Here is a 14,596-nt window from a genome sequence, read left to right as displayed (position 1 = left end):
ATGTTAAAAACCTGCCTTTTTTCTTCTGTTCAAGTAGAACATGAATGCTGATAAAATCATCATTGCAATTCCGGTTACTGTAGTTTTGTATACTCCGCTTCCACCTGTGTAAGGTAAAGCTGATGCTTTTTTGTTTGTGAACTGGAATCTGTAGGTAATAACCTTTCCTTCTCTTACCGGTTCAACCAGATACTCTGTTCCTTCTGGATTGCCATCAGATGTTACAATTCTTACTGTAGGAACATTCTCATCAGAGATTGTGATTATCCATTTGTCATCGCTAGTAACATATCCTGTAGGAGCCTGCATCTCCTTCAACTTGTATATCTTTCCAGTTGCTACTGTGTCATTCCATACAACCAAACCATCGATTTGATCAACCTTCTGGCTAATTCCTGTATAAGATGCAGCCACTGTTCCTTCTTCTGCCTGTTCTTCGAGTACGAATTCTGCTCCATCTAAGTAATCATCGTTCTGATTTACCTTGTAGATTTCCCAAACATTTGTGAAATGTACCTGAACTACAGGCTTAGGGAAATCAAGCGTGCCTTGCTGGTTGTTTATTACATATGTTGTATTAGCTAAACCATTTGAATAGAAGCCAGGTAATAATGATGATGTAATAGGATCGTTGTTTCCATGATCTGTTTTATCATCTCCTCTGTGTGGATATGGATTTTCATTCTCAATGTTGTCGTAGTAGTAATCGTATGCCAAATCACTTGGCTGTACGTAGAACTTAACCTGATACTCATATCCATCATCTAACAGATAACCCTGTGGGAATACCATGCTAATTGTTCTTACAACTGTTCCATCAGCATTATTTTTAACGATGTAATTTGCTGTTAGAACTGTTCCATCAGGTAATGTGTATGTGGCAGGTGAATCCTGAATTCCGTTTTTGATAACACCTGGCACACTCGCTACACTCTCATCCTGAACATCCTGTAAGTCTAAGGTTACGTTAATCTTGAATGTACTATCTGGAACGATGTCTACATATTCGCTAAGTGTATCTGTCATAACTACATTTGATGAGTAGAGCATCTCTGTACTGGTTTCTAATCCACCAGCTGCAATACCGCTGATTGTTCCAGCCAAACTATCAAAGATAGCACCAACCTTTTCAGGTGAAATATTGTAAGCTTGTGCTGCTTCCTTAGCTTTTACTTTGGCGCTCATATTCTGCAAAAGTGTAAATGCATCTATACCACCTGATGTATCACTATATGCGTTGTAGCCAAGTCCCATTCCTATTGCGTAGAAATAGTCACATTCAAGTTGACTCGCATAATTATATGTGGCACCTTCTATATCTGTTGTTAAAGTTGTACCTTTACCTATTTGCTTTCCATCTTTTATACCGTATGTAGGACATCCATCAGTTAGGAAAATCACTATTTTCTTTGCGTCCGATCTTGCTCCTGGCATTTGATCATTAGCCATCTTTAATCCAGCACAATAATTAGTTCCGCCACCTATGCTTTCTGCTGGTCCAAGATTTTCTGTTACTACAACACTGCCTGTATCAATCCAATTAGATGTCATCAATTTTGCATATTGACCAAAATCTATAACCTTCCATTTTGCATCAACATCATCTTTATCCTTTATGGTCTTTACCATAGAATCAACTGCTGCTACTACGCACTTTATACGAGTAGGATAATTAGGATCTGTTGTTGCATACCCCATTGAATTTGATTTATCAACTACAAGGACAATGTCTACTTTGATATTTTCTTCCTGTTCAAGTTCTTCTGAAGTATCAATAGTAGTAACTATTTTCTGTTCTGGTCCTTTAAACTTGATTGTAAGATCATAATTGTCGTCTTCTGCATGATATCTTATATACTTTGCAACTGTTGCAGATACAGTTTCTATTGGTTCACTAACTGTTGTGTAACAGTTCTTAAACTTAATATTTTTTGTAGACTCATCATCAACAGATGTTTCAACTACTCTTGTATCCCCTGATGCAGCTTCATATTGAACTAATAATGTATCTGCCTGATTCTTCTTTACCTCTAAAATCTTTGTTGTGAAATCCTTTAGTTTATAAGTACTATCATAGGATGTACCTGTTTCTGTGATATAGTAAGTTCCTACTTGAAGGTCTAAGAATTCAGCCTTTTGTCCAGAAAGTAATGTAAACATTCCTGATGCAGCATCTGTAGTTCTTAATTCTTCACCTACGTAATATTTTGTTGCACCTACTGGAACACCTTCTGAATTCTTAATTACAAATTCATAAGTTGTAGTAGTATCTTCTTTAGCAGCACCTGTTGCAATTTTCTGTACTGTAAGGTTTATGTTCTTTTCGTAGTAAATATTTACAGTTTCTTTTGCTGAACTACTTAGAGCAACTTTTGCAACCTCTGCACCTTTATTTAGAAGTTGTAAGTAATATGAGTTATCTTTCTTTATAAACTTAAGTCCATCAACGTCTTTTCCTATGCCATTTACCTTATAGTCAGCTCTCCTAAACTTGTATCCAGGAATATCATCAACCTTATCCGAAATCATAATTTCAGGAGTACTTACGTCCATATTAATTGATTCGTGTATTTCTTCGTATTCTGGAACTTCTTCACCATCCAACATTTCCACAAATACATTGTTAAAAGTTACTTCGATTTGTCTATTTGTGTTACCATTCCAAAGTAATGTATATACGGAAAAACTGTCATTTGTGAAGCTTGCACTCTTTACCGAAGTATCTGAAGCAGTTGCTACTGTTGCACTACCTGCCTCTGTAAGATTCTCAACCTCGTCTGTCTTATCATTAATATGTACTACATCAACCTTGAGTTCTTTTGCATTATTAACATCCTCCCTGGATACTGGAAGAACTCTCCCCTTGTACTCCATTGATATAGTTACATTATCCGATGGTTCAACTTCTTCACCTGTCTCCACATCTGTAAAACAAATGTCATATGCTAAGAATCCATACACTTCATTTTCTGAATCAGCTAACAGCTCTTCCATCTTGTCAGCTGTGTGATTATAAAGGTCTCTAGTTTCTTCATTTTCTTCTGTAATAGGCTTAACATTGAAATCTGCATTTTCAGGAATTGCACCTGAAACTGTTACCTTTACATTTTCATCCTCATAAACAAGTTTGACCTCTTCCTCTTCCTCTTCCTCCTCCTCTTCTTCTTCTTCTTCCTCTTCTTCTTCCTCTTTTAACTCCTCATCCAATTCTTCGTCTAGCTCGTCGTCAGATTCATCATCCAACCCGTCATCTAGGTTCCCATCATCCAGATTGCCATCTTCTAGGCCATCACCATCCTGATTTAAACCATCTCCTAATAGATCGTTATTAGGAGTTTGGTCACCAGTTGGATCAGCTTCACCTGGATTATCAGGTGTTCCACCATCTGTAGCTGGTGGAACCTCTGGAACTGGGTCCTCAGTTGGAGGTGTACTTGGCTCTGCCGGTGCATTTGCCTCAGGAGCAGGGCTGCTCTCTGGAACAGAAGCAACTTCCTCTGTAGGAGTATCCTCTGAAGGCGCATCTGTTATATCAGCAAATGCACTTATTGACATTGCCAAATACAGTGGTACTATAAGACCTAATGAAATGATCTTATTAAGTAAAATAGGTAGATTTCTTTTCATATGCTTCTTCCTCACTTAATATTTGCCAATCAACAATGTCTCCTACAAAACGTTACATTGCATAACTTTTTGTAAGTTCAAATTAGCATATATTTTGTGATAAGTCTGTGAATAGGCAAGAATTATCTGAATATTGGCAAGAACGTAATTAATTTACTATACAACTTGTGAGAATTTTGTGAACAAAGTAACGAAATAACTTTATAGACTTTCGTAAATATGATGGTAGAAAACGAACACTGAAACGTTTACTGGGAAAAAATAACGGGACAGCTTACGCTGTCCCGTTTACTTTTATATTCTATGTATAAACAACCCACTTCTTAGCTTTGGCTCAAACCATGTGGATTTTGGTGGCATTAAAAGTCCTGCGTCTGCCACATCAAAAAGCTCTGAGATACTGGTTGGGTACATGGCAAATGCCACCCTGCAATCTGTAGCACATCTGCGCTCCAATTCACCTAGACCTCTGATGCCTCCCACAAAATCAATTCTATCGCTAGTCTTAGGATCATCGATTCCAAGAAGCGGTTCCAGTACCAGATTCTGTAGCAATGAAACATCAAGGCCCTCTACCGGGTCGTCAGATAAAAGCTCTTCTCTAACCTGATACAAATACCATACTCCATCCAAATACAGGCTCCACTGGCCTTTTTTCTCTGGCCTGATTGCTTTTTCTGAAGTAGATAGTAAATCCACCACATTATCCAGTTCCTCGAGGAACTCTTCTGGAGCCATGCCATTCAAATCCTTAACTACTCTATTGTAATCATAGATTTTCAGCTCATCGTCTGGAAATAAAACTGACAGGAAGAAATTGAAATCTTCCTTTCCGGTATAATCCGGATTCTCCTCACGACGTTTGAATCCCACCTTTACAGCAGATGCAGCTCTGTGGTGGCCATCTGCAATATAGATAGAATCCATCTTATCGAATGTGGTGGCAATCAAAGCGCATGTCATCATATCGTCTAAAACCCAGCAGCGATGTGAGATTCCATCCTCTGCCACGAAATCATATACTGGCTTGCGACTTTTTGCCTTTGCCACAATGCTGGCAATTGTAGCGTCCGCTCTGTAAGCAAGAAATATTGGACCGGTCTGGGCACTGCAGGTATCCACATGACGAATTCTATCCTGCTCCTTCTCTGCTCTGGTATTCTCATGCTTCTTGATAACGCCATTAGCGTAGTCATCTATGGATGCACAGGCAACTATTCCTGTTTGAGAGCGCCCATCCATAGTAAGTTCGTAGACATAATAAAAAGGCATATCATCCTGAATGAATCTTCCCTTAGATATCCACTCATCAAGCATTTCAGCAGCCTTTTTATAAACCTGTTCTGAATACATGTCTACATCTGGCTCAAACTGAGTTTCCGGTCTGTCGATTGCCAAAAATGAACCAGGCTGCTCCTTTACTTTTTGATATGCCTCTTGTCTATTGTATACATCATAAGGAAGGGCTGCTATTGTAGCAGCCTCCTCTTTACTTGGTCTGATTGCCTTAAACGGTACAATAAGCGCCATTATTTTACCACCCTAACTTTTATAACACCATCAACCTTCTCTATTTCTGAAATAACCTGATCTGTAAGCTTGCTTCCAATATCAAGCAATGTGTATGCGAAATCCCCACGGCTCTTGTTTGTCATATCCTCTACATTGACATTATCCTTACTAAGGATTGTTGTAAATGAAGCGATAAGACCAGCCTTATTCTTATGAAGGATTGCTACACGGCTTTCTGCTGTACAAATTCCCATATCGCAATCTGGATAGTTTACAGAGTGAGTAATGTTACCATTCTCCATATAGTCCATTACTTCTTTAACTGCCATAACTGCACAGTTGTCCTCTGCCTCCTCTGTTGAAGCCCCAAGATGAGGAGTGCAAATAACACCCTTCTTTCCAGCAACAGTAGGATTTGCAAAATCTGTTACATAGTGGCGAACCTTACCTGATTCAATACCATTAAGCACTGCAGTCTCATCAACAAGAAGATCTCTAGCGAAGTTGAGAATAACAACCCCCTTCTTCATCATTTGTACTGCTTCTTTGTTAATCATGCCCTTTGTTGAATCAAGAAGAGGTACGTGAACTGTGATGAAATCACATTCCTTATAAATATCCTCTACGTTTGTCACATGCTTTACATTTCTAGAAAGGTTCCAAACTGCATTTACAGAGATGTATGGATCATATCCCAACACTTCCATGCCAAGGCGATTAGCGTCATTGGCTACCTTTACACCGATAGCACCAAGCCCGATAACACCAAGCTTCTTTCCTGCAATTTCAGTTCCGGCAAAAGCCTTCTTTGCCTTCTCTGCAGTCTTGCCGATGTTCTCGTCGTCCTTGTTTTCAAGAACCCAATCGATACCACCTACGATATCACGTGAAGCTAAAAGCATTCCTGCGAAAACAAGCTCCTTTACACCATTAGCATTTGCACCTGGTGTGTTGAAAACTACGATTCCTTCCTCTGAACATTTATCAAGAGGAATGTTGTTTACGCCAGCTCCTGCTCTAGCGATGCACTTGAGCTTATCCCCTAGCTCCAAATCATGCATTGCTGCTGAACGAACTAAAGCTGCGTCAGCCTCTGAAATGTTTTCAACCTTTTTGTAGTCAGTTGAGAAGTTAACTAATCCCTTATCTGAAATTGGATTTAAGCAATTATAAGTAAACATTAGGCATTCTCCTCCTCGAACTTCTTCATAAACTCAACAAGCTTCTCTACACCTTCGATTGGCATAGCGTTGTAAATAGAAGCACGCATTCCGCCAACAGTTCTGTGTCCTTTAAGGTTTACAAATCCTGCTGCTGTTGCTTCTTTTACAAACTTTGCATCAAGCTCCTCATTACCTGTAACAAAAGGTACATTCATAAGTGAACGATCTTCCTTTCTAACAGTTCCCTTGAAAAGCTTTGAAGAGTCAAGGTAATCATATAAAATCTTAGCCTTCTTTTCGTTAAGTTCCTTCATTGCTGAAAGACCACCATTCTTAAGAAGCCACTTAAACACCTTTCCACAGATGTAGATGTCGTAGCAAGGTGGTGTATTGTAAAGGCTATCGTTATCTGCCTGTGTTTTGTACTTAAGCATTGTTGGTGTGCCAGGAAGAACGTCGTCACGAATTAAATCCTCGCGGATGATAACAATTACCATACCTGCAGGTCCAACGTTTTTCTGAACACCGCCGTAGATAATAGCGTACTTGCTAACATCTACTGGCTCTGAAAGGAAGCAAGAACTTACGTCTGCTACCAAATCCTTCCCCTTAGTATTTGGAAGAGTCTTAAATTTTGTGCCATAGATTGTATTGTTTTCACAGATGTATACGTAATCCATATCATCTGTGATTGGTAAATCCGAGCAATCTGGAATGTAGCTAAATGTCTCATCTGCTGAGCTTGCAAGCTCTACTGCCTCACCGTAAATCTTAGCTTCCTGATAAGCTTTCTTAGCCCACTGACCTGTGATGATATATCCAGCCTTCTTGTTCTTCATAAGGTTCATAGGGATTGCTGCAAACTGCTGGCTTGCACCGCCCTGAAGGAAAAGAACCTTATAGTTGTCTGGGATATTCATAAGAGTGCGGATATCAGCCTCTGCCTCTTTGATGATGTCATCGAATACCTTTGAACGATGGCTCATCTCCATAACAGACATTCCACATCCTTTATAATCAAGCATTTCATCAGCGGCTTCTCTCAAAACCTCCTCTGGTAAAACAGCTGGTCCAGCACTAAAATTATAAACTCTACTCATTACACTAATCCTCCTTGAAAAACTCGTTAATAGGTGCTCCTGGTGCTACCATTGGCCATACCTTGTCATCTGAATCGATGATACAGTCAATAAGCACAGGCTTCTCGGAGACAAGGGCCTCCTTCAAGGCACTTTGGAATTCCTCCTGAGTTGTAACTCTGTAGCCTGTTGCACCCATAGCCTCAGCTAACTTAACGTAATCTACTACGTCATCAAGGACTGTTGCTGAATAACGCTTCTCATAGAAAATTGTCTGCCACTGTCTTACCATTCCAAGTACGTGGTTATTAATAACAATTTCGACGATTGGAAGCTTTTCTCTTGCAGCTGTTGCAACTTCGTTCATGTTCATGCGGAAGCAACCATCGCCGGCGATATTGATAACCTTTTTATCAGGATTACCTGTCTTCGCACCGATTGCAGCGCCAAGGCCATATCCCATTGTTCCAAGGCCACCAGATGTCAACAACTGATGAGGCTTCTTGAACTTGTAGTACTGAGCAGCCCACATCTGATGCTGACCAACCTCTGTTGCGATAATTGCATCGCCCTTTGTCTGTCTGTAAGTTTCAGCAACGATATACTGACCTGACAAGCCTTCTGCTGGAATTGTAAGAGGATACTTTTCAGATAGCTCTTTTACATGCTTCATCCAAGTAGCATGATCAGCCTGCTCAAGAACTTTATTTAATCTAGATAAAATTTCCTTTACATCTCCAACAATAGCATGATCAGTAAGAATATTTTTATTAATTTCAGCAGGATCTACATCAAACTGTAGAATCTTTGCATTGCTAGCAAATTTGTCTGGATTTCCAAGAACTCTATCAGAGAATCTGGTACCGACAGCGATAAGCAAATCGCACTCTGAAACGCTAAGGTTTGAAGCCTTGCAGCCATGCATACCAAGCATTCCTGTGTATCTTTCATCTCTGCCATCGAATGCACCCTTACCCATAAGAGTGTCGCAAACTGGTGCATCAACAAGCTCTACAAACTTCTTTAATTCCTTTGAAGCATTTGCAAGAACTGCACCACCACCAACAAAGACAACTGGCTTTTTAGACTTTTTGATAAGCTTAACTGCCTCTTTGATAGCATCCTCAGTAATGCTCTTTTTAACTCGGCCAACTGGGATTGGCTTCATTGGCATGTATTCGTATTTGTTAGTAGGAGCTGTAACATCCTTTGGCACATCAATGAGAACTGGACCTGGGCGACCGCTCTTTGCAATAGTAAATGCTCTTCGGATTGTCTCTGCCAAATCCTTGATATCCTTAACGATAAAGTTGTGCTTTGTAATAGGCATTGTAATACCAGTGATATCAATCTCCTGGAATGAATCCTTACCAAGCAAAGATACATTTACATTACATGTGATGGCAACAATAGGAACCGAATCCATATGAGCTGTAGCAATACCTGTCACAAGATTTGTTGCGCCAGGACCGCTTGTTGCAAAGCACACACCAACCTTGCCAGTAGAACGAGCGTAGCCATCTGCTGCGTGAGCTGCTCCCTGCTCGTGGCTTGTAAGCACATGATGAATCTCATCACTATGCTTATAAAGCTCATCATATAAGTTAAGAATTGCTCCACCCGGATAGCCGAAAACTGTATCAACTCCCTGTTCCTTTAAACATTCTATAATTATTTCTGAACCATTTAATAACATTCTCTAACTCCAGTCCGCCAGTTACGTCTACAAGCATTAGATTTTCTCCGCTCAACAACATGTTTCGCTTGAGAAAACTAATAGCTTGATGACTACTGGCTCATCTCTATTTAAGGATTGCTCCTCTATTCCCACTAGTTACTTGTTCAGCGTACCTTCTTAGATACCCTGTTTTTACCTTAGGCTCACGTGGCTGCCACTTAGCTTTACGAGCTGCAAGCTCCTCGTCGCTAACCTTTAAAGTCATAGTGTAATTTGGTATATCGATGGCGATAATGTCGCCCTCTTCTACAAGTGCAATTGGTCCGCCAACAGCTGCCTCTGGTGAAACATGTCCGATGGAAGCACCACGGCTGGCACCTGAGAAACGACCATCTGTAATGAGAGCAACTGATGAACCAAGTCCCATACCTGCAATTGCTGATGTAGGATTAAGCATTTCTCTCATACCAGGGCCACCCTTAGGTCCTTCGTAGCGAATGACTACAACATCTCCCTCTACGATTTTGCCACCCTTGATAGCTGCGATAGCATCTTCCTCTGAATCAAATACTCTGGCTGGTCCCTCGTGAACAAGCATCTCTGGTACAACAGCGCTTCGTTTTACAACTGAACCATCTGGTGCAAGATTTCCCTTGAGAACTGCAAGACCACCTGTCTTTGTATATGGATTGTCCACAGCTCTGATAACCTCTGGATTTCTATTTACTGCATTTGCAATATTCTCACCAACTGTCTTTCCTGTAACAGTCATGCAATCTGTATTAAGCAAGCCTATATCTGCAAGCTCTTTCATAACTGCCCATACACCGCCGGCTTCGTTAAGGTCTTCCATGTAAGTAGGACCTGCTGGTGCAAGGTGACAAAGGTTTGGAGTCTTTTCAGAAATAGGATTTGCGAATTCGATATCAAAATCAAATCCGATTTCATGAGCGATTGCTGGCAAATGAAGCATTGAGTTTGTTGAGCATCCAAGTGCCATATCGACTGTAAGGGCATTAAGGATTGCATCCTTTGTCATTATCTGACGTGCTGTAATACCCTTGTTATACATATCCATAACAGCCATACCAGCATGCTTTGCAAGACGAATTCTTTCTGAATATACTGCTGGGATAGTGCCGTTTCCTCTAAGTCCCATTCCAAGTGCCTCAGTAAGGCAGTTCATGGAATTGGCTGTGTACATACCTGAGCAGCTTCCGCATGTTGGGCAAACATTCTCAACGAAGTTTTCTACCTCTTCCTCCGTCATATTGCCAGCGGCATGTGCGCCAACTGCCTCAAACATAGAAGAAAGGGAACGCTTCTGACCTCCTACATGACCTGCAAGCATTGGACCACCCGATACAAATACAGTTGGTAAATCAAGTCGAGCTGCTGCCATAAGAAGTCCTGGAACGTTCTTATCACAGTTTGGCACCATAACAAGTGCATCAAACTGATGAGCAAGTGCCATACACTCTGTGGAATCTGCAATCAAATCTCTAGTAACAAGGGAATACTTCATTCCGATGTGTCCCATTGCAATACCATCACAAACTGCGATAGCTGGGAAAACCACTGGAACACCGCCTGCCTCGGCTACCCCAAGCTTTACGGCATCCACAATCTTGTCAATATTCATATGGCCAGGCACGATTTCATTATACGAAGATACGATACCAACCATTGGCTTTTTCATTTCTTCTGGAGTAAATCCCAGTGCATTAAACAAACTTCTTGCTGGAGCTTGTTGCATACCAGCTCTTGCATTGTCACTTCTCATATTTACAACTCCTTTACAATTAAATCACCCATCTCCACTGTACCCACGCGAGTTACGGCTGAGCCGTCACGAGGCATAATGTCGATTGTGCGGTAACCAGCCTTAAGCACTTTCTTTACGGCATTTTCGATGGCATCTGCCTCAGCATCTAAGTCAAAGCTGTAGCGAAGCATCATAGCTGCTGAAAGAATTGTGGCTATCGGATTTGCGATACCCTGGCCTGCAATATCAGGTGCACTTCCGCCGGAAGGCTCGTACAATCCGAATTTTGTATCGTTAAGGGAAGCAGATGAAAGCATTCCAATTGAACCGGTAACCATAGATGCTTCATCTGAAAGAATATCCCCAAACATGTTCTCTGTAAGAATTACATCAAACTGACCTGGGTCTTTCACAAGCTGCATTGCACAATTGTCAACAAGCATGTGCTCGTAGGAAACCTCAGGATAATCTGCTGCAACCTCTTCTACTATCTTTCTCCATAATCTGGAGCTATCAAGTACATTAGCCTTATCAACTGATGTAACTTTCTTTCTGCGCTTCATTGCTATATCAAATCCGCGCTTTGCAATTCTGCGAATTTCATTTTCTGAATAAGTAAGAGAATCTCTGGCAACAAGCTGACCATCTTCTTCCTTTGTTTCACGCTTGCCAAAGTAAAGACCACCTGTAAGCTCACGCATAATCATCATGTCAAAACCATCGCCGATAATATCGTCCCTAAGTGGGCATGCCTCTTTCAATTCATCATATAAATATGCTGGTCTAAGATTTGCAAAAAGATTAAGACTTTTACGAAGCTTTAAAAGGCCGGCCTCTGGACGTTTGTCGGCTGGTAGCTTGTACCAAGGACTGGTAGATGTGTTGCCACCTATTGAACCCATTAACACTGCATCACTTGCAAGAGCTTTTTCTACTGCCTCATCTGTAAGTGGCTCTCCAGTTGCATCAATTGAGCAGCCTCCCATGAGGATTTCAGTATAGTTAAATTTGTGTCCATATTTAGCACCGATTGCATCTAGAACCTTTACTGCCTCGGTTACTATCTCTGGACCAATTCCGTCTCCCCTAATAACGCCAATGTTACATTTCATAGCTTTCTCCTAATTACCATTCTAATTAATAGTTACATTTTAGTACACTAAAGTGTGAAATTCAATTAAATTAAACCTCATTTTGATATCTTTGACAAAATAGCCCAAATACTTCTAAAATACATATGAAGTGTTTAGTAAACTTTACCACTTTAAAGTATGACATTCTACTATAAAATTCTTTTAGGAGATTTTTTATGAGTTCTAAAGATAAAATTCTAGAGCTGCTAGAGGCCAATAAATCAACATTTCTTTCAGGAGAAGCAATGGCTTCATCCCTTGGAATTTCAAGAAACGCCATCTGGAAAGCCATCAATGACCTTAGAAAAAACGGATATGAAATAGAAGCAGTAAGCAACAAAGGTTATAGACTTGCTGGACAAAATGATATTTTATCAGCGGCCGGCATTAGCTCATACCTCAATAAAGATATAGCTGACATTTACAAAGGAAATGACAGTCTGATTCACATCTACGACTCTATCCCATCCACCAATCGCAAGGCCAAGGAGCTTGCCATCACAGATTTAAGATATGGCACACTTGTAATCGCAAATGAACAAAGTGAGGGACGAGGTCGAGCAGACCACAGCTTTTACTCACCAAAAGGTGGATTGTACATGAGTGTGGTAATGACACCAGAGCATTTGCCAAGCACCGATTCAGATGAAATCACCACTTTCATTGGCAATGCCGTTTGCGATGCCATCGCATCTCTCACCGATGTAAAGCCTACACTAAAGCCAATCAACGACCTTTTCGTTGGAGACAAAAAGATTTGTGGAATCCTGACAGAAGCCGGAACTGAATTTGAAACTGGCCGTCTCCAGTGGATTGTTATTGGAATCGGCATCAATTTTAATTCCGATATCAACGCCTTCCCAGATGAGATAAAAAACAAAGCTACTAGCTTATTCTCCGATGGCAACATCACCATCACAAGAAATCAACTAGTAGCCGATATTCTAAACCGTATACTGAAATAGTTTTACTGTGCAACTTCTATTTTGAAAGTTGCACTTTCTTTATTTGAACCATCTGTAAGTGTTAACACATCATCTACTAAGGTTACGTATTTTCCTGGCTGAGCCACGCTCTCCAGGCTTATTCCATTTTTATCTGCAAGTCCTTCCACTGTTTTAAAGGTCTGATTAGCAGCTGAAGCATCAGAAGCTTTTGTATCCTGGCAAAGGGTTACTGTTCCGTCAGAATTTGCTGTGATGTAAAGACCTGGTTTGTTTTCAGATTCGATTGAGACATATGCTTCGTTCGAAAAATCTGCTTTGCCGCTTCTGATTACCCAATCAAAATCCTTAGAGTCTCCTTCAACAAGATTAATTCCAATGGCAACATCCTTGTATGGATAATCGCTGTCTGCTGAAGAGCAAACGAATGGGTTGTGAGCAATCTTGACTCCGTCCATAGTAGAAATGGTAGATGTTTTGCCTGAAATTCCTGCTGCACTTTCCTCAAACAAATCTATACTTCCATCGTCATTAAACTGAAGCTCTACAACACAGGCAGTTCTTCTGAAGCCGCTTCCTGCAGGAAGCGAACCATTGTGATATACAAAATAAGTCTTGCCCTTAAAATCAAATACTGCCATATGATTAGTATTGGATGTAGCAGTAGGATTCATGATTTTCTTAGTCTCGCTCCAATCACCGCTTAACAAATCGTCAGTAGTTGCATAGGCCATGCACTCTCTCCACTGGTGGGCAAAGAACAGATAGTAATCACCATAGTAGTTGCCATTTTCATCAGATCTTCGATAAATCCATGGTGCTTCTGTGTAGCTTTCCAATCCATCTGTACGAATTACCACATCATCCTCTCCTGCTACCTTGCCGCTGGTAATCTTTCCATCACCATTAACATCCGTCACAGAAATCATATCCTCATTCAGCTCACACACAAAAAACATGCCATTGCCCCAAGCAAGATAACGATGCTCCACACCATCCTCATCTGTTTCAATCCAGGCTGTAGGGTCGATATCATTGAAGGTGCTAGTGTTTGGCTTTGTAACAGTGCTCTTCACAAGAGGAGCCCCTATATCAACAAAGGTACCCGTTGGCGAATCAGAAACCGCAACTCCAATACACTGCTTTCCAGTCTTGTCCCAGCTGCAATAATATAGGTAGTATTTATCTTTTCCATCTGCAGGGTCTGTATGCTTCATCACCTGGGATGCCCATGCAGATGTGTCGTTGCTAGTCCAGCTAACATCCTCCATGGACATTACCACTCCCTCGCTGGTCCAATTCACCATATCTGTAGATGAATAGCACAAATACTCTGGAATGTTGTAAATAGATTTTCCTACCTCCTCATCTGTAGAGGCATCATGGCCTGTGTACAGATACACTGTATCTCCATCCACAAGCACCGAAGGATCACCACCGTACACATAGTCCTCATTAGAAGATACTAAAGGATTGCCCCCATCCTCTTTCTCTAGCACCACTTCCTTAGGCGAGCCACAGCCCACCAGGCCTACAGCCGTCGTCGCAATCAGCACTGCAACCATCGCTTTTTTCTTCATGTAATTATCCCCCTAGTTGTTTTCGTTTAGTTTTTATTAAACTATTTTATAGTTATGTATAACATTAATGTGCCCCACTTTCAATAGAAATAGACGTGAAATATTCAACAAAAAA

The 14,596-nt window shown here is 40.8% G+C and carries 9 protein-coding genes; 1 reads left to right on the top strand and 8 read right to left on the bottom strand.

Annotated elements, in window-relative coordinates; all coding sequences use genetic code 11:
* Positions 1–3 precede the first annotated feature (3 nt).
* From CRN97_RS02150 to leuB, 7 genes are all read right to left on the bottom strand, one after another.
* Positions 4–3,627, bottom strand: a complete 3,624-nt coding sequence (locus tag CRN97_RS02150) for a DUF7604 domain-containing protein (RefSeq protein WP_097075695.1) — start codon at positions 3,625–3,627, stop codon at positions 4–6.
* A gap of 294 nt (positions 3,628–3,921) precedes the next feature.
* Positions 3,922–5,157, bottom strand: coding sequence for a DUF1015 domain-containing protein (locus CRN97_RS02145; protein WP_097075694.1), 1,236 nt, complete (start codon positions 5,155–5,157; stop codon positions 3,922–3,924).
* Complete coding sequence (locus tag CRN97_RS02140; protein WP_097075693.1) at positions 5,157–6,320, bottom strand: phosphoglycerate dehydrogenase; 1,164 nt, start codon at positions 6,318–6,320, stop codon at positions 5,157–5,159. Before CRN97_RS02140 ends, CRN97_RS02145 begins: the two co-directional genes overlap by 1 nt.
* Positions 6,320–7,402 carry a 3-phosphoserine/phosphohydroxythreonine transaminase gene (serC, locus tag CRN97_RS02135; protein ID WP_044933680.1) on the bottom strand — a complete coding sequence of 361 codons (1,083 nt, stop codon included), beginning with the start codon at positions 7,400–7,402 and terminating at the stop codon, positions 6,320–6,322. The genes CRN97_RS02140 and serC overlap by 1 nt, the downstream gene beginning before the upstream one ends.
* 4 nt (positions 7,403–7,406) lie before the next feature.
* The gene (ilvB, locus tag CRN97_RS02130; RefSeq protein WP_097075692.1) at positions 7,407–9,077 is read right to left on the bottom strand and encodes a biosynthetic-type acetolactate synthase large subunit; all 1,671 of its coding nucleotides are present in this window, start codon (positions 9,075–9,077) and stop codon (positions 7,407–7,409) included.
* Positions 9,078–9,183: 106 nt separating this feature from the next.
* Positions 9,184–10,842, bottom strand: a complete 1,659-nt coding sequence (gene ilvD, locus CRN97_RS02125) for a dihydroxy-acid dehydratase (RefSeq protein ID WP_097075691.1) — start codon at positions 10,840–10,842, stop codon at positions 9,184–9,186.
* A 2-nt stretch (positions 10,843–10,844) separates the two neighbouring features.
* Positions 10,845–11,936 carry a 3-isopropylmalate dehydrogenase gene (leuB, locus tag CRN97_RS02120; protein WP_097075690.1) on the bottom strand — a complete coding sequence of 364 codons (1,092 nt, stop codon included), beginning with the start codon at positions 11,934–11,936 and terminating at the stop codon, positions 10,845–10,847.
* Positions 11,937–12,133: 197 nt separating this feature from the next.
* On the opposite strand from leuB, the gene CRN97_RS02115 reads away from it, so the two are divergent.
* Positions 12,134–12,922: a biotin--[acetyl-CoA-carboxylase] ligase gene (locus tag CRN97_RS02115; protein WP_097075689.1), complete on the top strand. Its 789-nt coding sequence runs from the start codon at positions 12,134–12,136 to the stop codon at positions 12,920–12,922.
* 2 nt (positions 12,923–12,924) lie between these two features.
* Here CRN97_RS02115 and CRN97_RS02110 read toward each other — a convergent pair whose 3' ends face one another.
* The gene (locus tag CRN97_RS02110; protein ID WP_097075688.1) at positions 12,925–14,481 is read right to left on the bottom strand and encodes a family 43 glycosylhydrolase; all 1,557 of its coding nucleotides are present in this window, start codon (positions 14,479–14,481) and stop codon (positions 12,925–12,927) included.
* Positions 14,482–14,596 lie beyond the last annotated feature (115 nt).

The organism is Pseudobutyrivibrio ruminis DSM 9787 (assembly GCF_900218035.1).
In the GTDB taxonomy this organism is placed as follows: Bacteria; Bacillota; Clostridia; order Lachnospirales; family Lachnospiraceae; genus Pseudobutyrivibrio; species Pseudobutyrivibrio ruminis.
The sequence above is the reverse complement of the archived record's forward strand: the minus strand, read 5'-3'. Positions and strand labels throughout refer to the sequence as shown.